At 59.0% G+C, this 21,824-nt stretch carries 18 protein-coding genes; 6 read left to right on the top strand and 12 right to left on the bottom strand.

Features of this window, described 5'->3' with window-relative positions:
- Positions 1 to 14 precede the first annotated feature (14 nt).
- Entirely contained in the window at positions 15 to 1,061 is a 1,047-nt protein-coding gene (locus E1J53_RS12290) for a PorP/SprF family type IX secretion system membrane protein (RefSeq protein WP_134273245.1), read from the top strand.
- A 125-nt stretch (positions 1,062 to 1,186) separates the two neighbouring features.
- Here E1J53_RS12290 and E1J53_RS12285 read toward each other — a convergent pair whose 3' ends face one another.
- Positions 1,187 to 4,195 (bottom strand): glycoside hydrolase family 3 N-terminal domain-containing protein, encoded by a 3,009-nt coding sequence (locus tag E1J53_RS12285; protein ID WP_253931571.1) that lies wholly within the window; start codon positions 4,193 to 4,195, stop codon positions 1,187 to 1,189.
- 257 nt (positions 4,196 to 4,452) lie between these two features.
- On the opposite strand from E1J53_RS12285, the gene E1J53_RS12280 reads away from it, so the two are divergent.
- Together E1J53_RS12280 and E1J53_RS12275 are read left to right on the top strand one after the other, a co-directional pair.
- On the top strand, positions 4,453 to 4,953 hold the full coding sequence (locus E1J53_RS12280) for a hypothetical protein (protein WP_134273244.1): 501 nt from the start codon (positions 4,453 to 4,455) through the stop codon (positions 4,951 to 4,953).
- 668 nt (positions 4,954 to 5,621) lie between these two features.
- On the top strand, positions 5,622 to 6,104 hold the full coding sequence (locus E1J53_RS12275; protein WP_253931568.1) for a CIA30 family protein: 483 nt from the start codon (positions 5,622 to 5,624) through the stop codon (positions 6,102 to 6,104).
- Between the two features lie 267 nt (positions 6,105 to 6,371).
- On the opposite strand, the gene E1J53_RS12270 is transcribed toward E1J53_RS12275, so the two are convergent.
- Positions 6,372 to 6,740, bottom strand: coding sequence for a DUF2237 family protein (locus tag E1J53_RS12270; protein WP_134273242.1), 369 nt, complete (start codon positions 6,738 to 6,740; stop codon positions 6,372 to 6,374).
- A gap of 303 nt (positions 6,741 to 7,043) precedes the next feature.
- Here E1J53_RS12270 and E1J53_RS12265 point away from each other — a divergent pair, with 303 nt between their 5' ends.
- Both E1J53_RS12265 and E1J53_RS12260 read left to right on the top strand, forming a co-directional pair.
- Positions 7,044 to 8,807: an ABC transporter ATP-binding protein gene (locus E1J53_RS12265; RefSeq protein WP_134273241.1), complete on the top strand. Its 1,764-nt coding sequence runs from the start codon at positions 7,044 to 7,046 to the stop codon at positions 8,805 to 8,807.
- Positions 8,808 to 8,868: 61 nt separating this feature from the next.
- The gene (locus tag E1J53_RS12260) at positions 8,869 to 9,417 is read left to right on the top strand and encodes a GNAT family N-acetyltransferase (RefSeq protein WP_134273240.1); all 549 of its coding nucleotides are present in this window, start codon (positions 8,869 to 8,871) and stop codon (positions 9,415 to 9,417) included.
- 25 nt (positions 9,418 to 9,442) lie between these two features.
- Here E1J53_RS12260 and E1J53_RS12255 read toward each other — a convergent pair whose 3' ends face one another.
- From E1J53_RS12255 to E1J53_RS12240, 4 genes are all read right to left on the bottom strand, one after another.
- Positions 9,443 to 9,907: a hypothetical protein gene (locus tag E1J53_RS12255; protein ID WP_154640190.1), complete on the bottom strand. Its 465-nt coding sequence runs from the start codon at positions 9,905 to 9,907 to the stop codon at positions 9,443 to 9,445.
- Between the two features lie 63 nt (positions 9,908 to 9,970).
- On the bottom strand, positions 9,971 to 10,516 hold the full coding sequence (locus tag E1J53_RS12250; RefSeq protein WP_134273239.1) for a TetR/AcrR family transcriptional regulator: 546 nt from the start codon (positions 10,514 to 10,516) through the stop codon (positions 9,971 to 9,973).
- A gap of 31 nt (positions 10,517 to 10,547) precedes the next feature.
- Positions 10,548 to 10,931, bottom strand: coding sequence for a hypothetical protein (locus E1J53_RS12245; RefSeq protein ID WP_134273238.1), 384 nt, complete (start codon positions 10,929 to 10,931; stop codon positions 10,548 to 10,550).
- Between the two features lie 67 nt (positions 10,932 to 10,998).
- On the bottom strand, positions 10,999 to 12,729 hold the full coding sequence (locus E1J53_RS12240) for a serine hydrolase (RefSeq protein WP_134273237.1): 1,731 nt from the start codon (positions 12,727 to 12,729) through the stop codon (positions 10,999 to 11,001).
- Positions 12,730 to 12,967: 238 nt separating this feature from the next.
- Here E1J53_RS12240 and E1J53_RS12235 point away from each other — a divergent pair, with 238 nt between their 5' ends.
- A complete protein-coding gene (locus E1J53_RS12235; protein WP_134273236.1) occupies positions 12,968 to 13,711 on the top strand; it encodes a DUF1295 domain-containing protein in 744 nt (247 codons plus the stop codon).
- A 429-nt stretch (positions 13,712 to 14,140) separates the two neighbouring features.
- Here the strand turns inward: E1J53_RS12235 and E1J53_RS12230 are convergent, their stop codons facing one another.
- From E1J53_RS12230 to E1J53_RS12205, 6 genes are all read right to left on the bottom strand, one after another.
- Positions 14,141 to 14,587, bottom strand: coding sequence for a hypothetical protein (locus tag E1J53_RS12230; RefSeq protein WP_134273235.1), 447 nt, complete (start codon positions 14,585 to 14,587; stop codon positions 14,141 to 14,143).
- Positions 14,588 to 14,618: 31 nt separating this feature from the next.
- Positions 14,619 to 15,668, bottom strand: coding sequence for a DUF2332 domain-containing protein (locus tag E1J53_RS12225; RefSeq protein WP_134273234.1), 1,050 nt, complete (start codon positions 15,666 to 15,668; stop codon positions 14,619 to 14,621).
- 81 nt (positions 15,669 to 15,749) lie between these two features.
- Positions 15,750 to 17,012: a hypothetical protein gene (locus E1J53_RS12220; protein ID WP_134273233.1), complete on the bottom strand. Its 1,263-nt coding sequence runs from the start codon at positions 17,010 to 17,012 to the stop codon at positions 15,750 to 15,752.
- A 147-nt stretch (positions 17,013 to 17,159) separates the two neighbouring features.
- Positions 17,160 to 17,981, bottom strand: a complete 822-nt coding sequence (locus tag E1J53_RS12215; protein WP_134273232.1) for an energy transducer TonB — start codon at positions 17,979 to 17,981, stop codon at positions 17,160 to 17,162.
- A 180-nt stretch (positions 17,982 to 18,161) separates the two neighbouring features.
- Positions 18,162 to 18,527: a DUF2200 domain-containing protein gene (locus E1J53_RS12210; RefSeq protein ID WP_134273231.1), complete on the bottom strand. Its 366-nt coding sequence runs from the start codon at positions 18,525 to 18,527 to the stop codon at positions 18,162 to 18,164.
- 157 nt (positions 18,528 to 18,684) lie between these two features.
- Complete coding sequence (locus tag E1J53_RS12205; protein ID WP_134273230.1) at positions 18,685 to 21,819, bottom strand: glycosyl hydrolase; 3,135 nt, start codon at positions 21,817 to 21,819, stop codon at positions 18,685 to 18,687.
- Positions 21,820 to 21,824: the final 5 nt, after the last annotated feature.

Here is a 21,824-nt window from a genome sequence, read left to right as displayed (position 1 = left end):
ACTAACGGACCAAGATGCTTTCCCAAAAACTAATCATACTGCTGCTGTTCCTGCCCGGTTTACTGGCCGGTCAAGACGGGCTGTTCACCAACTTCGATGAGGCCAGCTTTTACCACAATCCGGCCCTGACCGGCTTCATCCCCGGAGACGCCACCACCCGCCTCCAGTTTCGCGGCAGGGAGCAGTGGCGGAGCTTCCTTGGGAATGGCGCCTACCGGACGATGACGGCGGGCATCGAGCGCCGCTTCTGCGGCGCGGACGACGGGGACTACTTCGCCTTCGGCTCCTACGCCATGGCCGACTGGCAGGGGGATCCCAGCCTGCGGCGGATCGATTTCTTCGGCACCGCTGCCTACACCAAAGATTTCTCCTCCCGCTTCCAGACGCGCCTCCTCAGTGGGGGAGTGGAGGCCGGTTACCTGCAGTACAACCTCGAGCAGGGCAACCTCACCTTCGACGATCAGTTCGACGACCCCGATCTGCCCGACGAGCTGCTTGCCTTTCAGAACCTCCTGGTTTTCGACTACGGGATTGGCGTATTCCTCACCCAGTTCGAGAAGGGGAAGAACGGCTACGGCTTCAGCCTGGGCGTTTCCGCCAAGCACCTCGGGCAGCCGGAGCTGCGCTTCATCGACAATCCCGCCACGGATAACCAGACCAGCGTCAAGCTCCCCACCCGCTGGACCTTCCACGCCGGCGGCAACCTCCCCACGCCGGCCCTCGGCAACACCACCCTAAGTGTGCTGGGCGTGGCCAGCTTTCAGGGCCCCCACAATCAGTTCCTGGGCCGGGCCCTCCTCAACCTCGAGCGCACCAAAACCGGCGACGGCCGCTACCTCTCCCTCGGTGCCGCCTACCGCGTCAACGCGGGCGTTAACGGTCCTGGGGGAGACGCCGTCATCCTCGTCGGGCAGTGGAACGGACCGGGCTACCGCTTCTCGGCCAACTACGACATCAACGTCTCCCGCCTCCGCTCGGCGACGAACAGCGTGGGGGCGCTGGAGTTGTCCTTTTTTGCGTTCTTCGGGAAGTCGGATTGTATTCGGTGCCCGCGGTGGTAGGGGGTGGTGTTGGCTACTTTTTTGGTGACGAGCCAATTATTTGACGGCCCCGGAGGGGTCTTCCACTCACGAGCAAGGTCTGCAGTCCGTTCACAGAACGGGCCAGGGCCTTGCGGGGTAATCCCCTACGGCACCTTCCCCAATCCGCCCATCGCACCGGTGCCCTCGAAGGAGGCTTCCGGGATGATGGCGTTGTAGGCCGCCGTGTGAAGCCGCAGCCGCGTGTCCAGCCGGCCGAAGAGGTTGTTGTTCATGCTCGGGTAGGTGCGGTTGGAGAGAACGACGAAGACGAGGTCTTCGACGGGGTCAGCCCAGACGGCGGTGCCGGTGAAGCCGAGGTGCCCGAAGGCCCGCTCCGAGGCGCGGGGAGAAAGGTTCATCCGCCGGTCTTCGTTGAGCTGCTTCATGTCGAAGCCGAGGCCGCGGCGGGTTTCGCCGGTGTAGCGCTGGGTGAAGAGGCGTACCGTTTCGGGTTTAAGAAACTGATGGCCGCCGTAGTTACCCTCCTGGAGCAGCATCTGGAAGATGGTGGCCACGTCGCGGGCGGAGCCGAACAGGCCCGCGTGCCCACTCACGCCGCCCAGCATGGCGGCACCCATGTCGTGTACGGTGCCGTGGACGGTCTGGTTGCGGAAGTAGTTGTCCCGCTCGGTGGGCGGAATGCGCGACTTACTGAATTTTCGCAGCGGCCGGTAGGTCAGGGTCTCCAGTCCCATGGGGCGGTAGAAGTAGCGGCTGGCGAATTCATCCACCGTCAGTCCGCTGACCTGGTCGATGAGCTTGGCCATCAGGTAAAAGCCCAGGTCACTGTAGCGGTACTGCCCCTTGTTGGGCAGTTCGTGGTGGTAGAGTTTTTGCCAGATGGAGTCTACGTAACTCCGGTGCATGTAGAGGTTTTCCGTCACGGGAATCACGTAATCGCCTTCCCGCCGACTGCGGTAGTACTGCGAACTGGGCCGGGCGTTACCGCCCGGGGCCAGGGTTTCCACGTAAAAGGGAATCCAGCTCCGCAGCCCGGCGCGGTGGGCAAGCATGGGCCGCAGGGTGAGGAACTCCACTTCCGTGCCGGCGAGTTCCGGCATGTAGTTGGACAGCGGCACGTCGAGGTTGAGCGTACCTTCCTCCACCAGCTTCATGATGGAGAGGGTAGTGGCGGCGACCTTGGTGATGGACGCCAGGTCGTACACGTCCGAGGTGTGCACCTTCCGCCGCTTGGCGTAGGTGTGGTGACCGTACGACTTTTCGAAGACGATCTTACCGTTGCGGGCTACCAGCACCACCATGCCGGGCGCAGCCCGGCGGGAGATGGCCTCCCGCGCCAGTTCGTCGGCCTGCTGGGCCAGTCTCCGCCCGTCGATGCCGACGGATTCCGCCGGAGCGTAGCCCATCCGGAAGGCCGCCGTGGTTTCGATGCCCGCGTTGAAGGGGGAGGACGGACTGGCCGTCACCGGCAGTCGTCCGCTGATCTTGTTGGCGCCGAAGAGGGCCTGGGCGGCGGCGTCCTGGGCGACGGGGTCGCTGGAGTAGGCCATCAGGACGGTGCCGAAGGCGTCCAGCGCACTCAGGCTATAGGCGTTACCGAAGACCGTGATGATCAGGTCCGCCTTGTCGTCCACGGCCCGCAGCAGGCTGAGGGTCTCGGAGCTGATGGCCACCTTCTCGATGAAGCGACTGCCGTCACTGTACAGCGCCACGATCACCTGATCGTCGGCACCGATCTGGTCCACGATCCGCTTTTGCTCCATGCTGGTCAGGGTGTAGCTGGTGGCCAGGTGCTTGATCTTGCCGTAGTCGTTGAGGCGCTGGGCGAAGGCGCTCGTGGCCTTGCCGCCTACGTGAAGGGTGATGGTGTTGCCCCGCTCCGGCACGCTCAGCGGCACGTACTTTTCGGTGTCGCGCACCAGGGTCATGGCGTGTTCGTAGAGGCGTTGCTTGATGGCCTTGGCCCGGTCGCTGTTCAGTTCGTTCCGGAGGTTGGTGGGGTCCAGGACCGGCGTTTTGGTCAGTCCGAGGCGGTATTTCGCGAGGAGTACCCGCCGGACGGAGGTTTCCAGGGCCCGCTCCGTGTAGCGGCCATCCTGGAGGTATTGCTTGATCGCCTTGACGGCGTTGGGGACGTTTTCGGGGATGAGCAGGATATCCGAGCCAGCGGCGAGGGCTTCCGCTTCCACTTCTCCGTCACCGTAGTGTTTCGTTACGCCCTTCATGTCCAGTGCATCGGTGAAGACCAGTCCGGTGAAGCCGATTTCGTTGCGCAGCAGGTCATGGACGATGGGCCGACTCAGCGAAGACGGCCGATTATCCCGGCTCTCCAGGGTGGTTACCTGCAGGTGGGCGGCCATGGCGCTACCGATCCCGTAGCGGGAAAGGGCCCGGAAGGGGTAGAGTTCGAGGCTGTCCAGGCGGGCCCGGTCGTGGCCGATCACGGGCAGGTCGTAGTGACTGTCGACGTCGGTGTCGCCGTGGCCGGGGAAGTGCTTGGCCGAGGCCATGATGCCGTTGTCCTGCAGACCCCGCATGTACTGGTAGCCCTTGACGGTTACGTTGTAGCGGTCTTCCCCAAAACTGCGGGTGTTGATCACGGGGTTGTTGGGGTTGTTGTTGACGTCCAGCACGGGACTAAAGCTCACGTGTACCCCGAGCCGTCGTAACTGCCGCGCGATTTCCGCGCCCATCTCGTAAATCAGGCTGTTGTCGCGGATGGCGCCCAGCGCCAGCTGCCGCGGGAAGTTGATCGTCGTATTCGGGAAACGCATCCCGAGGCCCCACTCGGCGTCCATGGACAGCATCAGGGGCAGCTCGGCCAGTTGCTGGTATTCGTTGGTCAGGGCCAGTTGTTTTTCGGGGGTGCCCTGGAAAAAACACAGTCCCCCCACGTGGTATTCCTGGATTTCCTTCTTCACCCGGGCCACGTGATCGGGCCCCAGGTTACTGTGAGCCCGGATCATAAATAACTGACCGATTTTCTGGTCGAGGGTCATCCGCTGAAAAACCGAATCCACCCACGCACTTTCGGCGGGGGTGGTGGTGGATAAATCACCTCGGTAGGCCGTCTGGGCGTCAAGCCGGATGGGGAGTAGCAGGCAGGAAAGGATTAATCCGGTCATCAGCGACCGGATGGAAAAAGCTTTCATAAACTGGGGGCACTAAAAAATATGAGGACTATGATGAAAACGTGGATCGGCGAAGAAATGAAGGATTTCCCCTCCTAACCAAATATTAAACGGCCATAAATTACGAAATCGGTGCAATCATTGCGTTAAAATTTGGCATTCGGCCAGAATCAAGTCCCTTGTATTTGGCGTTTTTGGCGTTTCGCTTGTTGGCGTGCCAAAATTATCTCATCTTTAAGGAATGGTTAATTGGTGATGTTCACCCCAAAGTGCGCTTAATGAAACAGAAACTTTACTTGCTTACCCTACTTATTGCCGCCCTATTTACTTCTTGTCTTGAAGAAGAGAACAGCATGGTCGGCACCTTCGAAATTGGAGAACCTTCCGCGGCGGTACTCACCGGTACAGGACTGCCCAAGACCGTCGTCCTGCAGTCCGTAACCTTTTCCACCAAGAAGGGGGACGAGGTTACCCGTAACCTCCCCCACGTAGACATGGAGTTCAGCAATTGTGGCGGCGAATGGTGCCAGTCTTTAGTCAACGACTGCGGCATCGCCAGCAGAATGCAGTTTTCCTTCGAGGAAACCGAAGAGGGCCTGAAGAGCATGTCCTTCGACGCCTACTCCCGGGTGCCCTCGGTAGCCGTATGGGCCTACCCTGGCAAATTTGCCTTCGACCGGACGGGCGCCAACCTGACCTTACACTGCTCGGATTGCCCCGGCAACATCAACGGATTTGAATACGAACAACGTACGGTCAGTATGCGGGTCGTACGCTAATCCGCAACGGATATAACGAGAAGGTAAAGGCCCGGGATGCATCATCCCGGGCCTTTGCCGTTTGGGAAAGCTTAAGTCTCTGGAAAAGGCTTGCTCCCCTTCCCATCGATGGTTGGTTGGGCAAGCGCAAGCCGGTTGTTCAAACCTGGGCATCCGCAAAAACCTCCTGAATGTTGCCATGTCATTTAGAAAATTCCCTCGCGTCCTCGAAGGGGCCGCTGGACCTTTGAGCGTCACCTCCAGCCATCTTTTCTCGATATTCCTGCTCCTTAGTCTTTAGGTTTCCCGACGGCACCCCAAAGGAACCGTTCACCTGCGGCAGACCGGTACCCTTCGAGGAGCCTGCTACTTTTCCCTCTTTGGACGAAAGTACGCGTCGATACGCTTCTCCTCCTTTTAGCTGGTCGTCTGGTATTTATTGGTTGCAGCAAACACAGATCACTCTCTGCCTGCTCATTTTACCTTCCTTTCACGCTTCGAAGCGCCCGGGAGGTCCCCTTTCGCCGGATAAATCCGGCGCTACGGCAAGATTAAAGATGTTCAGTAAGCGATTTAGGCAGCGTGCTTACCCCAAAACCCTACTTGAACTACCCCCGCCAAAATCCGGTTAGGCCGGTATGCAGAGCATCGTATTGATCCTTTTAAGTGGCCTTCTGAATTCCGTAAGCATGACCTTATTCGATTTTTCTTCCGAAGCGGATCTTTCCAATTGGCGGGTAGTGGACGATGTGGTTATGGGCGGTCGTTCCGATGGCGGCCTGACCCTGAGCGCGGAGGGACACGCGGTTTACTCCGGGGAGGTATCGCTGGAAAATAACGGCGGATTTTCCTCTCTCCGTTACCAATTTGCCCCCCTTGACGTCAGTGAATTTACCCACCTCGTGCTCCGGGTAAAGGGGGACGGGAAACGCTATCAGGTACGGGCCAAAACGGACGCCCGGGAATACGCGTCTTACGTGGATTACTTTACGAGCAGCGGGGAATGGGAAACCGTCAGGATTCCGCTACGGGAGATGACGCCCACCTTCCGGGGCCGCCGTCTGAACCTGCCCGACTATCCGGGAGAGGAAATGGCGGAGTTCGCCATCCTGATTGGCAACAAGAAAAACGAAAGCTTTCGTCTGGTGATTGACTGGGTTAAGCTGGATTGACGGCACCGAAGATATTTCTGGCACCTGCACCGGCTGAGCCGAGTATTCCGCTGCGCTTCACGCTCCGTCGCCCTCATGGTCTGCCGAATTCACCAACTTGTCATACTTCTACATATCTACGTCAGTGGCGCCCCCACGGCATCCACCAACTTTGTCGTACTTCTACATATTTACATCATCGGTGGCCCTCTCGGCGATCACCAACTTTGTCGTACTTCTACATATCTACGTCGGCGGCGGTCCTCACAGCAACCAGTCAACCAGCACCTACTCCACCAGCTTATACTCCAGTAACGCCTCAAACGGAACGTACTCCAGCGCCCGCTGGTGGGTAGCCTCCAGCTTGACGTACGGCGCGACCCCCGCCTCGTAGGCTTCCTTCCAACGCAGGGCACACAGGCACCAGCCGTCTCCGGCCCGGAGCCCCGGAAACTGGTATTCCGGCCTGGGCGTAGACAGGTCATTACCCCGACTTTTCGTGAAGGCAAGAAATTCGTCGGTCATGATGGCACACACCACGTGCCGACCCGTATCGGTGGGGCCAGTACGGCAAACGCCGTCGCGAAAATAACCGGTCATGGGATCCGTGCAGCAGCCGATGAGGGGAGTGCCGAGAACATTTTTGTCGGTAGACATAGAGCATAGTTTTAGGGTAGCCGGACGGCCATTTCGCGTTTCGCAGTGCCCGTCAAAGCAACGGTTTTTTAACATGATGCGACGGCGCGCAGGTGCAGTGGAACGAAATCCTCGTGCTCTGCCGGGATGCAATGAAATGGAACCCTCGTGCTCAGCCGGGGTGCAGTGGAACGAAATCCTCGTGCTCTGCCGGGATGCCGGGTGACGCCGTCAGAGCAATAAAAACGGGAGAGCTTTTCCTGGTTCAATCAAAAAGTGACCTTTTTTTTAGACCTAAACCGTGTTCGGAGTGTTACTCCCCCGATGGCCAGCAATGACAATAAGAAATTTGACCTCCACTTGCTGGGCCGGGTACTTAGCCTGGCCCGCCCCTATCTGACCATCGCCATGGTCGCCATTCTGCTGGCCATTCTGCTGGCTCCCCTGGCCATCGCCCGCCCCCGACTGATCCAGAAAATGGTCGACGACTACGTTTTCGTGGGCGACACCAGCGGATTGACGTTTTGGGCCCTGGTCATCGCCGGACTTCTCGTCGTGGAGGCCATCTGTCGCTACGCCTTCATCTATTCCTCTAACTGGCTCGGACAGTCGGTGGTGAGGGACCTCCGGGTAAAGGTTTTCAGCCACATCAACAGCCTGCGGCTGAGTTACTTCGACAAGACCCCCATCGGCACCAGCACCACGCGAACCATCAACGACATCCAGTCCATCAACAGCGTGTTCTCCGAGGGTATCATCACCATCCTGGCGGACTTGCTTTCCATCGTCGCAGTCCTGGCCATCATGATCTCCACCAGCTGGCGGCTGACGCTCATCTGCCTGACGACCATGCCCTTCCTGATGCTGGCCAGCTACCTGTTCAAGGAGGCCGTAAAGCGCAGTTATCAGCAGGTTCGCACCCAGATTCAGAAGATGAACGCCTTCCTCCAGGAACGGATTTCGGGTATGCGGATCGTACAGATTTTCAACGCCGAACCCCAGGAAAGAAAGCGGTTTGCCGCCATTAATGCCGACTACCGCAAGGCCAACATTGACGCCATTTTCTACTACGCCATTTTCTTCCCGACGGTAGACATCATCGCCGCCGCCTCCCTGGCCCTGATGGTCTGGTGGGGCGCCCAGGATGTGGCGCGGGCCGGCGGCGTAACGCTGGGAGCCCTGGTGGCCTTCCCCCTGTACCTTAATATGCTCTTCCGCCCCATCCGCGTACTGGCCGATAAGTTCAATACCCTGCAAATGGGACTGGTCGCCGCCGATCGGGTATTCGGCGTCCTGGACCGCACGGACACCATCGAAAACAACGGTGACCTCGCCCCGGAACGCCTCGACGGGAAGGTCAGTTTCAAGAACGTTTGGTTTGCCTACGTCGGCAAAGAATGGATTCTCAAGGACCTGAGCTTCGAGCTCGAAAAGGGGGAGACCCTGGCCATCGTGGGCAGCACCGGTTCCGGCAAGACCACCATCACCAATATCATCAACCGCTTTTACGAGTTCCAGCGGGGAGACATTACCGTAGATGGTGAGGACATCCGCTCCTATGACCTCTACGCCCTGCGGAGCCGTCTGGCGATGGTACTTCAGGACGTCTTCCTGTTCACGGGCACGGTCCTGGACAACATCAGCCTCAGGGACCCGGAGATCACCCGCGAGCAGGTGGTCGAGGCGGCCAAAATGATCGGCGCCCACGAGTTCATCGAGAAGCTTCCGGGCGGCTACGACTACGACGTCCAGGAACGGGGCGCCACCCTCAGTATGGGACAGCGCCAGCTGATCTCCTTCGTGCGGGCCCTCGTCTTCAACCCGGATATCCTCATCCTGGATGAGGCCACCTCCAGCGTGGACCCCGAAACGGAGGCCGTGATTCAGCACGCCATCGAAACTCTCATCGCCCGCCGGACGAGCATCGTGATCGCCCACCGCCTGAGCACCATTCGCAACGCCCACAACATTATGGTACTGGAGAAGGGTGAGGTGCAGGAGTTCGGTCCCCACGAAGAGTTGGTGGAACTGGAAAACGGCCGCTACCGCGAGCTGTACGAAATGCAGTTCCTGGAAACGGCGGAGTAAGCCCGCCCTGATCCTTGCGGGCTGATTTGGTGATTACTTACTGGCCGGCCTAATTTCCCGCATGCAAATTCGACTGCTGACCTCCGCCGACGCTCCCCGGCTGCTGGAACTCTACCGACTGGCCACCGCTACGGCGGAAGGGCTTATCCGGGAACCGGACGAAATCACCCCTCAGTACATTACCAGAATACTTGCCCTCCCCGCTAAAGGCGGAATCGCCCTCGGCCTGATCGCCTCGGACTCCGGCGACCTGGCGGGCGCCATCCACGCCTACCCCTGGCCGGGCATCCGGGCGGTCCGGCATCTGTTGACGGACCTGACCATCGCGGTACACCCACGTCATCAGGGGAAGGGATACGGTCGTCACTTATTCCAGCACTTTCTGGGCATGGTCGAATCCGAGCGCCCCGACATTCTGCGGGTGGAGCTGTACACCTACTCCACCAACCTGCGCAATCGTTCCTTCTACGAAAGCCTCGGCTTCGTGCTGGAGGGGAGTCACCGCGGTAAGATTCTGGACCGCAGCGGAGCACTCTACACACCCATTTCGATGGCCTGGTTCAACCCGGCCTTCGATCCCACGGCGGGCGAGCGGATCACCGATCGTTAGCGTCGTTAGAACAAAAGAGGCGCTTTCAAATTTCTGCTGCCTGTTGCCGCTCCGGTACGGACCACCACAGGGGACCCACGGCCAGTAAGAGGACCACCACGTTGAACCCAGCGTTTGCGGCATTTCCGGAGGTGATGGAACCGGTGCTGTCCAGCAGGAACCAGGAAAGCAACCCGACCAGGACCGTTTTCCGGACACCCTCCGGCGCCTCGTCGTAGACCCAGCTGGAAAGCAGCCAGACGGTTACTCCCCAACCGAGTAGGAAGCCACCCGTCAGGGCCGAAAGAAAACGAGTGCCTGGAGCCGCGTAGGTGACGTTGCCGTCCAGTGGGTAGCTTAAAAAATCGAGCAGGATCCGGGCCGGTTCGCTGGTGGCTTCCATGGTGCCGAAAAAGAAGAATGGAGCGGCGATGGCGATGACCACAGCGGTAACCTTCAACCAGGATTTATGGGCACGGTGAGAGATAAAACTCGGAGTACGGCGATTCATGATGGATTTCTTTGGTTTCCGCAAAGATGGTCGCCGTAGGGAGCAGATTTTAGACGGTCCCGTTCAATGGTCCCGGTGGGTGAGGGCACTCACGGTAGCCTTCAGCCGCTGGAAGTAGTCTTGCAACCAGCTTTCGTTGAGGGTGGCTTCGGTGATCTGCAGAAAGAAATTTTCCATGCTCAGTTGAAGCACCAGTTCCGCCAGGTGGGTCTGGGAGGAGAGGCCAATAATTTTCGCCCAGATACCCAGGAAGGCGGGGCCGGTGATCTGATTGGTGCGCTCAAAGCAGGCCGCAAAACCGGGGTGCTGACGGTGGATGCGTAACTGCCGGTTAAACAGCAGGTCCACCTTGTGGTCCAGGATGATCTCAATGAGCTCGTCCCGTGACTGACAGGCCACCTCTTTATGGGCCATCACCCGCGCCTGATTGAGGTGATGATCCAAGAGGACTTCCGTGAAGGTGTCCAGATCGGCAAAATGATGATAGAAGGAGGACTTGTTTTTTCCCACCGCACGGGCCAGTTGCTCCACCTTCAGCCCCGCCGGACCCTCCCGGGCAAAAGATTGGTAGCCGAGATCAATCCAGGGACCTTGAACGGGCGAAGTCATGGGGCGGGGATTTTGTGGAACAAGACAACGCCTACTCCACCAGCAAGGTATACACATCCCGCTGGTTACGGGGCACGTCATCGACCAGCCAGGCGATGACTCCGGGGCGTCGGGGCTCCCGGAGGTCGAAGGCGGTGCATTCCTGCGGGAGGCCCTCAAACACCATCACGGGGTGAGGATCTTCCGCCCGGTAGGGGCGGCTGCGGGGAAAGAGCTCGGCGTTATGGAAGCTCAGCAGCCGGGAGACCTGACCGGTCTGGCGGCAGACCAGCTGCACCTCCGGATCAACGAATCGTCCGATCCCAAAGTAGCTGCGGAAGCGCACGGTGATGATCACCTGCTTCTCCTCTTTTGTCTGCTCCAGCAACTCCGGTGCAAGGTCAACCTTCTTGGTGGGGATCAGTACGGTCTCCATGGTGGTTTTGGGTTTACGTCACTCCGTCAATCAATGAACCTAGCCGCCGAAAAGTTGCCCGGCAAGATTACTTCATGCGGCGGAACTTGAGGTCACGGACCCGTCCGCAGGACACTTTACATCCCGTAACGCTACCCTTTTCGTCGCGGAGGAAGTCAACCTGTCCGAAGTACCAGGCGCTACCGGAAAAGAGGTCTTCCCGCTCGGGGGTAAGGGCGATGTTGCCCGTGCGTGGGTGGCGGGCAATGAGCTGTCCTTCGTCCACCACAAACTCGTAGGTGGTGGCCAGCTCCTCGCTGTGGTAAGTGCCGGTAAAGTCTGCGAGGGTGACGGAGGATTTGTCAAAATGCTCCACCCGCTTGCAGTCCATGATTTGCCCGTTCTGGTGGAGCTTCATCAACGGCACCGTACCGTCTTCTTCGGGGAAAAATTCCAGCTTGGCGTTTACGATTTTGACCTCAAAGGCGGTTTGGGAAACGGGAGCCAGCAGGAATTGCCCCTGTCCGGTAGCCTGACCGTACAGATTGCCGTCCCGCTCGGTAATGGTGATGATGAAGCCCGGCTGCAGCTCGTACTCGCCGACGAAGGCCTCCAACTCTCCTTCCCCAAATTCGATCTTCACTTCCTCGGTTTCCGCCATCTCCGTAGCGTCCTCCTCGGTGAGTTCCTCTTCCAGGAGGTCGGCCAGCAGGATGTCGGCAACCTGGTGGGCAATGCGGTTGGGGTTAAACTCCCCGGCGTTACTGAAGACGGTCACCGCAGCATTGTGTTCCGGGAAGCGGGTGAAGTAAGTCCGGTAGCTTGCGTCCGCGCCGCCGTGCGAGATTTCCTTCAGGCCTTTGTATTCCCCGACGAATTGTCCGAGCGCCCCTCCGAAGGTCTCGCCGTTGTTGAGCACGGCCGGAGTGTTCATCTTCTCGATGATGGCCGCCGAGCCCACCTTGGGATCGTTGAAGTTCATGGCCCAGCGACTGAGGTCTTCCACCGTGGTGAAGAGGCTGGTGGCGCCGACGTTGGCGTAGCTCAGCACGCTCTTCTTGTAGCCAAAGCCGTTTTTCTGATAGGAATACGCCCGATTTTTGACGATCCTTTCGTGGTCGTCGTAGAAGAGGGTGCTGCTCATGCCCAGGGGCTCAAAGATGCGCTCTTCGGTAAACTCGGCGAAGGACTTGCCGGAGACGCGGGCCACCACTTCGGCCAGCAGCGTGAAGCCGGTGTTGCAGTAAAGGTATTCTTCTCCCGGAGCGAAATTGAGGTCCTGCTGCCGGGCCACCAGGCCCAGGACGTGCTCTTTGGTGATCACGTCGTCCAGCCGCCAGCCGGCCATGGCCAGCAGGTTCCACTGATCCCGCATCCCACTGGTGTGGGTGGCCAGGTGCCGCAGGGTGATGGTGGTGCCGAAGTCCGGTACTTCGGGGATGTGCTTCCGGATGTCGTCATCGAGGGAAAGCGCGCCGGCTTCCTCCAGCAGGAGGACGGCAAATACCGTGAACTGCTTGGAGACCGAGGCAATGTGAAAGACCGTAGCGGGCGTATTGGGAATGTCGTACTCCAGGTTGGCCATGCCGTATCCCCGCTGGAAGATGATTTCTCCGTCGCGCACCACGGCCACCGCGGCACCCGGTGATGCCTTGCTGTCCCAGGGGGCAAAGAGTTCGTCAATCTGGTCGTTGGTGGTGACGGCGGTGGCCGGTCCTTCCCGGAACGCCAGCGACTGGGGGACATTGCCCTGGGCAACGACTTCGGTGATGCCGATCAGTAGCAGCAGAAAAAGAAAAGCGCGTTGGGAGAAAGTCATGTTGGTAAAGATGGGTGAGGGAAGATAGGGAATGGCCGAACGGGGCGGTTGCCGCCCCTAATTACCGTTAGTCGCTACTCGACCGGATGAATCAGGTGGGTGAGAGTGGTGTCGGAACCCTTCCGGGGCAGAGCATCCGTAAGTAAATTCGGGAGCCCGCTGCGGATATCCAAGGAATTGAGTTGCCTGCCCGGAGAAATTCGACTAAACCTATCCAATCTCCTCCCGTTAGCCTTGCATGGAGGCGCTAATTCCCTTTCTACTGTTCTCACTGGGTGCAAACATCCTGATGTTCCTGGTGGCGTATGTCCTGCAGACGGACAAACTCACCGACATCAGCTACAGCCTGACCTTTATGCTCATCGGGGGCTACTCTTTCTGGCAGTCGGAGCAGACGACCGTCGATCTGGTCCTGCTGCTCCTGGTCCTGATCTGGGGCCTGCGGCTGGGGAGCTACCTGCTCTACCGGATTCAGCGTATCGGCAGCGATCAGCGATTTGACGACATCCGTGTCAGCTTCAAATCCTTCTTCCTGTTCTGGCTCATGCAGGGACTGACCTGTTTTGTGGTCATGGTTCCGGTCCTCCTTGCCCACCGCACCGACGGAAAAACGGCGCAGGGGCTCTTCTGGGCTTTCGTGGCCCTGGCGGTCGTTGGGTGGGTCTTCGAGGCGGTAGCCGACGCCCAGAAATTCCGCTACAAACAACGTCACCCGGAGTCCTTCATGGATCGGGGACTGTGGTCCTTCCTCCAGCATCCGAATTACGCCGGGGAGCTACTGTTCTGGTGGAGCGTGGGACTGGCCAGTATCGTCTACGCCCCCTGGTACGCCCTGCTGGGCCCGCTGTGGATCAGCTTCATCATTCTCCGGTTCAGTGGGATTTCTCTCCTCCAGGAAAAGTGGGAGGAGAAATACGGAGACGACCCGGCTTTTCAAGCCTACCGGGAACGGACGTGGAAACTCCTGCCGGGTATTTATTGAGGGCGGGGTAGGAATGCACGGCACCCCGGCTGAGCACAAGGGTTCCATTTTATCGCATCCCGGCAGAGCGCGAGGATTTCGTTCCACTGCACCTGCGCTCCGCGCCCTCATCCTGAGCTGGGGCCGCGGGATTCAGGCTCAAATTGGTGATTCTGATGTGCTGACCTGTCTAGTCTTTTTTTTTGCGAGGGACCGCAGGTGCAGCGTTATACCCGAATGTAGGGTGATAAAAATTTCGCGCTTGAGCTATACATCAAATAGTGTTCGGATGCCATTTAACTCGGCTACGCCTTCGCAAAACAGGCTTCCGACCACGACTTACCCTGGCCTGAACAGTAGATTTTATCGCCCTAACCCGGATGAGCCGGCACGGGTGCAAGGCCGTGCAGAAGAATCTCAAGATCAAGGAGTCAAAATACTGGAGGTAGGCTATCGGGGCGAAGGCTTATTATTTTGCGGAAAAAATATGGCCATGATCAGGGGCAGGAACAGGGCCAGTCCGCCTACCCTGATGAGGGGATAGAGGTAAGGGGGCGATTGAAAAAGGAAGGCAGCCCAGGCTCCCTTGCCGTGTTCCCCACCCACAATGACCCCGCTAAGCCCCTTTGCCCAAATGTAGCTTTCGTGGACGGTAGAGACCATAATGGCGAAGAATAAAACAGCTAGCGTTGACTTATTGGGAAGATGATCCGACCTTAGAAAAATGACCAGTAGCATAATCTGGGCCACCAGGGTAATCAGGTGATAATCAAAGTGCACGTTCGAGATATCCGGGGCGATGAGGCAAAAGCCCAGGAAGGCAGATAAAAATACCAACCCCCACAGATTGCTCTTGGCGTCCTGGACTCGGTATTGCTGTATTCGTTGTTCTTGCATGAAAAAAGGTTGAAGCTGTTTCGGTGAATGCTTAGGATTCCGCCCATTTCACCCACCGCCCGTGGCCATCGACCCGGCCAAGGACACGCTTATCCAGTGCCCCGTTTCGGTAGGTGTTCAGTTCCATCAGGATGGCCGGTTCCCGGTATCGGGGGTTGTCGAAAATACTATTTGCTTCTACCGCGAGGTAGTGGAGATCACGGTGGTTACCCAACGTATTTACCATGTCTCGGAAAGCCGATCTTTCGGACGGAGTGAACTGGTACAATACGTGGGTGTGGTAGAGGAATAGCGCCTCCGATTTAGGAATGGTTTCTAGGATGGCCGCAAAATCTTCGGGGCTGCTTCCCTCACGTAGGGAAACGTTATCTGTGCGCAACATGGCTTCGATGGCCCGCGAAAGGCGATCAAATCGATCGGTCAAATCTGGCCAGATCAGGGCCTTTAACCAACGGGCATTGTCGGGCCGCCGGAGGTCCAGCACGTTTTGGTCGATACCAATCTTTCGACTCGGTTGCTTGATGCGGCGGAACGGAGGAAGCTGACCCGATTTGATGGATGATTGGATCTTCACGGGGGAATCTCCGAAAATTGTGTCCTCGTCATACCGATACTGGTATTGATCGTAGTTGAGCACCAGCCCGGAACTGGTCCCAATATCAACTACCGCGAGCTCTTCGTCATCGAATAGGGAGGAGATGATGGGCATCAGGTACGCTGATCGGTTGACGGCATTGGTCTGCACCATCCTGGTCGCCAGAGTATCCCTAATTTTTTCGCTGTTTTGGTGGACGAACTCGCGGAATATCGGAAAGGGAATCTCTCTACCGGGAGATCCAGAAACGGAGGGGTAAAAGGCGGCAATTTCTTCTTCCGGGTGCTGGAGGATAAGGTCGTGCACGGCCGCCAGGAATAAGTTGGGCACGGGCTGTCGCTCCCTGGATATTGCGCACAACCGGAGTAGTTCTTCGTCTTCCGCAATCTGTTGTGCCAGGTGAAAATAAAGCGGCGATTTATCCCTACACTCCCGTTCGGCAAAGGTCAGAAAGATCTTTTTCAGGGTTTTGGGATCGTGCGGCACGAGTCAGATGTTTAGTACTGATAGGTTGGATTACATAAGGTAAGGAGAAATACGTGGGTGACTCGGCTGATTCCCCTCGTTTTACTCCGAATATTCATTATAGGGCACCTCGTTCACCCAGTGGAAACCCCGGTTACGGAGTAAGAAGCGGCGGTCGTCGAAGGGACTCAAACGTACGCTCAGGCTGTCTCCCCGGAGCACGCCCTCCAGGGTCAGCATCTCGGCTGAGCGCCGGTATTGCAGGGAGTCTTCCCCAATTTTTATCTGGAAAGCAGTCGTGTCAATCTCTGCGACTAATCGCTCGCGGCGACCGTTAGTGTGCAGGCAGTACACTTCGGTGGGGAAGTCGAACAGCAGGGTCTGCCAGCGGTCCTCGATGTTGGTCAGCGGCGGGATGCTGTCGCCGTTACGCACGAAGGTCTCCACCGTGTAGGCCCCGTAGAGCGGTGATTTTTCCCGGAGGTGGCCATACTGCCGCTGGCTCCGCAAGAAGCCGTTGCTCATCACGCCCACGAAGATGATCACCAGCAGGGTGAGCACGCCCGCCAGTATGCGACGTCCCGTCCGACTGGGCAGCAGGGGAGTGACGGCCGCGGGTTCGACGGCCCGGTTGAGGAGGAAGAAATTGACCAGTCGGGGTAGTTCGGGCGCCAGCAGATAGCACGAAATAAAGAGGAGCTGAAAGGAGAAGAGCTTGACCGGAACGTCGTAAAAAACGTTCAGCGCAAAGACATTCAGCATGACTCCAGCGGACATCAGCGCGCCGAGCATCCGCGTGCGCCGGAACAGGAGCAGCAGGCCGGGGATGACTTCGCACAGGCCGGCAAAAACGGTGTAGGGGCGGGAGGCGCCCATGAAGGTCCACAGCAGCCGCATCGGGGAGGATTGCCCGTAGGTCTCAAACAACTGCGACAGGGTAGGGGAGATAAACTGCAGCTGAAAGACCTTCACCAGGCCGTAGGTCAGCATCACGAAGGAGAGGTAGACGGCCAGGAGGGCGTGCAGCCAGCCGCGCAGCAGGTGGTACTGCGCCCGGCGATAATCCAGCAGGTTGAAGAGCGTACCCCCGATAAGCGTGAGGATCAGGAGCACGGCGTGCCACACCCAGTCGTAGAGCCGATCACCGCTGCCGGACGGGGAATTGCTGATGTATTCGTAGCCGAGGAGGTGCCGCCCCGTCCAGTTAACGAGCGGGTCCCAGAACCAGGTGTTCATCCCCACGATTCCCCCCAGTCCGGAGAGTAGAATCAGGCCAAAAAAGACGAGGGCGAAGCGGAAGAGAATTTTTCGTGGGTTACTCCAGGTAGCCGGAGCGGTGTCGGTGGGGGTAACGGACGGGTGCATGTAATGGGTGAGGCTGATGAAAGCTTGCCCCAAAATGAGTCCGCACGAAAGAAGAAGGGTTGGTTTTCGGCCGGATGGTGGTGGGTAATCGACCAAATGCGCTACCCGGAGCCCACCCGTCGGCCGTGCCCGCCGGAGGCGGGCGGTTTAGCAGCCCTCCAGTCCGAAGAAGAAGACCAGCTCCTGGGCCACGGCTTCGCCGCTGGCGTTGGTGGCCGGTTCCCACTGGCCGGGAAGCTCGCGCACGAGTTCCAGCAGTTTTTCGTCTACGGATTCGTAGCCGGAAGAGGCATCCAGCCGCACATTGGAGACTTCCCCCGTAGTGCTTACCGTAAAGTGTACCCGACCGGGGCGGAGGCCCTCCTTCGTAATCACTTTGACGGCCTCGGCGCTTCCCTCGCGGAGGTAGGCCAACAGGGCGTTTTGACCACCGGAGTAGACGGCTTCCCGTTCCGGGACGATGGTGTAGAAATAGGTCAGGTAACCCCGTCTGCCGTCCGGATTGTACTCGTCTTTCATCACGTAGTCGGAGCGAATGAGGACGTTGGTGGAGTAGTCCACGGACCGTAAGTATTCCCGTTGGGCGGCGCTGAAGTCGGGGCCGCCGGAGCTGGAGATTTTGTGCTCATCGTCGAGGTTAGTGACCGTCACTTCCTCGTAGGTAAGTATGTTCTCCGTGGCCTCGGCGGGGAGCAGGTCGAGGATGGTCCGGGCACCTTTGAGTTGATCTCCGGTAGCCTCGTGGATGAAGCGGGAATCTATCTTATACACGAGATCCGGGACGACCTCCTTCATCATGGCGGTAGCGAAGTCATAGGGGGTGTTGTTTCTGGTCTTTACGGGGGTATCTACGGGAGGGGCGGCCACGGCCGCCTCGGCCATGGGCGCGGCGGTGTAGCTAACGACGCCGAGTCCGGCAAGGCAAAAAAGGGCAAAGGTGGCGATGAGGGCCAGCGTACTGTTGGTCATGATGCTTATCGTTGTTCCCCAAAAGTAGGGGCACGGGATTGCGCCCACCTAATGCTGCTTGTAAAAGGATGTAAAGGAAGGTAACGGATCAACTTGGACCAGCTTTAGCGGCGGCTTATATCGTTTTTGGGGCCGGAGGCCAGGTGCCGGAAAATTGGGTAAGGCAATGTTTGGGGCCGTTCAACCCTCCCGCATGATCTTCTCCAGCTTCTTCCCCTTCGCCAGTTCATCGACCACCTTATCCAGGTAGCGGGCCTGCCGGGTCAGGGGCGTTTCGATGTTTTCGATCCGGTAACCGCAGATGACGCCCTTAATGAGGTGGGCGTTGGGGTGAAGGGTGGCCCGATCGAAAAACTCGGCGAAGGTGACCTTTTCTTCCGTCAGCCGTTGGAGGTCGGCTTCGGTGAAGCCGGTCAGCCATTCGATGACCCGATGTAGTTCTTCCTTCGTGCGGCCCTTTTTCTCCACCTTGTTGACGTAGTGCGGGTAGACGGAGGCAAAGGTTAGTTTGGCGATCCGGGCGTCGTGTTCGGGGGTAGTGGTCATGATCAGTGGTGGTGTTGGTGGACGAGGGATAAAAACGCAGGTGCCAGGCTCCTCACGGATCAACCTGGCACCTGCCTCCGGCCATGGCGAATATTTCCTGTACGAAAAAGGCTGCGGGGCGGCCTGGTACCCCTCCAATATCGGAAAAATCCGCGGGCTACGGCTTTGCCTTGCGCGTCATCCGGTCACTCAGGATCTGGACGCCCAGACCGCGCCCTTTCTCGTTGATCTCGGTCAGTTTGTCTTCCAGGAGGTTATCCAGGGCGGTCAGCTCCGCTTCGAGTTCCGCCGATACGGCCCGGTAGACCTCCTCGGCCTGATCGGTGGGGCGATAATCGCCCCGCTGCTGGTCGGCCATGAGGAAGGCCAGGCGATTATTGATGCGAATGCCGTAGTTGAGGGGGTCCTGCCGGCTCTGATTTTTGGTCATGTGGATGTTGTTTTCGATCACCGACATGTCCTGATTCAGTTGCTCGCAGAGTTGCAGGATGGCCTCGTAGGCGGGCTTTTCGTCCAGCTTTTCGCGGAAGTAGGCAATGTCCTCCCGGATGCTGCTGATGTCCCGCATGGCCCGGTGGGCCTCCGTGACCCGGTCCCGTACTTTAAGCAGAAAAGCCAGCTGAGCTTCGTAATCTTCCTGGGTGGTTTCCATGCGGGGGTCCGGCAGGATTTCGAAGGTCGTTTCGGAGGGTTTTCCGTCCACCGTCAGGATGGCCCGGTAGGTGCCGGGCACGGCCTTCGGACCACGATTCGGCGAAGAGTACAGGATCATGCCGTCGAACTCGAGGAAGCCGGGGTAGCGCATATCCCACACGAAGCGGTTATTCTCATCCTTCACGGGCAGTTTCTCCCCGCGTTCTTTGGCGTCGGTGGAGAACTCCCGAATGGTTTGACCGGCCATGTCCTGAATTTTCAGGGCCACCCGCTTACCGTCGGGTTCCCGGACGAAGAAATTGAAGAGCACCCCGTTCGGGTGGTTCTCTCCGGCCAGGCGGGTGCTGAGGTCGCCGCGGCGACCGGCCTGGGCCATACGGTAGGCCGGTTTGGGGGCGAACAGGTGGTGCGACTTTGCGGCGATTTCCGTGCTCAACTGCCGCAACGGACCAAGGTCATCGATCATCCAGAAGCTCCTGCCGTGGGTGGCGGCAATCAGGTTTTCGTCACGGACGTGCAGGTCGCGGATGGAGGTGACGGGCAGGTTCAGCTGGAAGGGTTGCCAGTTGGCGCCGTCATCGAAAGAAACGTACATCCCCCATTCGGTACCCGCGTAGAGGAGGCCGGGCCGCACGGGGTCCGCGCGCAACGCGCGGGTGTAATGATTCTCGGCGATGCCGTTGGTAATTTTCGTCCAGGTCTTGCCGTAGTCGGTCGTCTTGTAGAGGTAGGGGCGGTAATCGCCGAACTTGTAGTGGGTCGCGGCCAGGTAGGCGCCGCCCTTCTGGAAGGGGTGGACGTCGATGCAGTTCATCATATTGAGCCGGGGCGATCCTTTGGGGGTCACGTTGGTCCAGGTCTTGCCGTTATCGCGGCTGACGTGCACGAGGCCGTCGTCACTGCCCGTCCAGATCACGCCGGGCTCCAGGGTAGATTCGGCGATGGCGAAGATGTTGGCGTAGAATTCCGCCCCGGTATTGTCCTGAGTGATCGGTCCGCCGGAAGATTTGATCGTTTCCGGATCGTTACGGGTCAGGTCCGGACTGATGACCTCCCAGCTTTGCCCCTGATTGGTCGTCACGTGCACGTAGTTGGAGGTGGCGTAGAGCCGGTTGGGATCATTGGGGCTGAACATGACCGGGAAGTTCCAGTTGAAGCGGTACTTCATCACCTCGGCGCCCGAGCCCGCGGGATTGTCGGGATAAACGTTGACGGAGCGCGTCTGCCCCGTCCGGTGGTCCATGCGCATCATGTAGCCCTTGTAGGTACCGCCGTAGACGATGTCGCTGTTGTTCGGATCGGGGGCCAGGTGGGCACTTTCACCCCCCGCGGAGGGCTCCCAGTCCCTTTCCGTGATGGTCGCACCCGCCGAGCGGTGGGCGATCCGGACGGTGCTGTTGTCCTGCTGCGCGCCGTAGATGCGGAAGGGGAAGTGATTGTCCGTCGTGACCCGGTAGAACTGGGCCGTGGGTTGGTTGTAGTAGGTCGTCCAGTTGTCTCCCGCATCGTTGCTAATCTGGGTTCCCCCGTCGTCGGCGATGGCCATCCGTTCGTTGTTCTCGGGGTCAATCCAGAGGTCGTGATGATCTCCGTGTGGGGTGCTGATGCTTTCGAAGGTTTTGCCCCCGTCATTGGAACGCCAGAAACCGACGTTGAGCACGTAGACGCGGTCTTCGTTCTGGGTGTCGGCGTAGATGCGGCTGTAGTACCAGGCCCGCTGGCGCAGGTTCCGGTTGGCGCTGGTACGCGTCCAGGTTTTGCCGGCGTCGTCGGACCGGAATACGCCGCCCTCCCGGGCTTCGATGATGGCCCAAACGCGGTCTGAATTCAGGGGGGAAACCGTCACGCCGATGATGCCGATGGTTCCCTCGGGCAGGCCGGGGCGGTCGGTGATCTTCGTCCAGGTGTCGCCGCTGTCGGTACTTTTCCAGAGGTGGCTGTCGGGGCCACCACTGTCCATCCGGTAGCCATTGCGCTTGATCTGCCAGGTGGAGGCGTACATGATGCGCGGATTGTTGGGGTCAAAGGTGACGTCGACGGCACCCGCCTTATCGCTCACGTAGAGGATCTTTTCCCAGTTCTTGCCGCCGTCGTGAGAGCGGTAGAGGCCGCGTTCATCGTTGGGTTTCCAGAGGTTTCCCATGGCGGCGACGTAGACGAGGTCGGGGTTGTTGGGGTGGACGATGATGCGTCCGATGTGTTCGGTGCCCTCAAGGCCGATGGAGGACCAACTTTCACCCGCGTCGGTGGAGCGCCAGAGGCCGTTTCCGGAGGAGACGTTTCCCCGTACGGTCTGTTCGCCTTCGCCCACGTAGAGGACGTTCGGATCACTGGGGGCCACGGCTACGGCTCCGATGGAGCCGCCGAAGTAGCCGTCGGAGATGCAGCCCCAGCTGTTGCCGCCGTCGGTGGTCTTCCACACCCCGCCACCGGCGGTGCCCATGTAGTAGAGGTTGGGGCGCCCCACGACTCCCTGAACGGTACCGGCACGTCCGCCGCGGAAGGGGCCCACCAGGCGCCACTGCATGGTGTTGTAAAGGTCTTCCCCGAAGCCGGGGGCGGCACTGGCACTACGCTGTGCGGGAAGGGTGGGCAGCCAGAGTAGGGCCGCCAGCAGGAGGAGGAAAGTTCTTTTCATGGTAT

Origin of the sequence: Lewinella sp. W8 (genome assembly GCF_004375085.3) — a bacterium.
In the GTDB taxonomy this organism is placed as follows: Bacteria; Bacteroidota; Bacteroidia; order Chitinophagales; family Saprospiraceae; genus Neolewinella.
The sequence above is the reverse complement of the archived record's forward strand: the minus strand, read 5'-3'. Positions and strand labels throughout refer to the sequence as shown.